The organism is Halorubrum sp. SP3 (assembly GCF_005435195.1).
GTDB lineage: Archaea > Halobacteriota > Halobacteria > Halobacteriales > Haloferacaceae > Halorubrum > Halorubrum sodomense.
Genome location: NZ_SGTU01000814.1, coordinates 1 through 214, shown reverse-complemented (window position 1 = coordinate 214; position 214 = coordinate 1). Strand labels below are relative to the sequence as shown.

Below are 214 nucleotides of genomic sequence, written 5' to 3'. Positions count from 1 at the left end.
ACGACGGTGTTCCGGGCGCCGGACAGCCTGTTCAGCCGATTCAGCGCCATGCCGATGCAGATCTACACGTGGGCCGGCTTCCCGCAGGCCGACTTCCGGTACGGCGTCGTCGCCGCAGGCGTTATCACGCTGCTGATCATTCTCGTCGGCATGAACGGAACGGCCATCCTGCTGCGGAACCGCGCGGAACGGGGGACCTAACATGAGTAACAGC

The 214-nt window shown here is 64.5% G+C and carries 1 pseudogene; it reads left to right on the top strand.

Annotated features, from left to right (window positions below):
* Window positions 1-201 (top strand): annotated as a pseudogene (locus EXE42_RS18300) (phosphate ABC transporter, permease protein PstA); the annotation flags it as partial.
* Window positions 202-214: the final 13 nt, after the last annotated feature.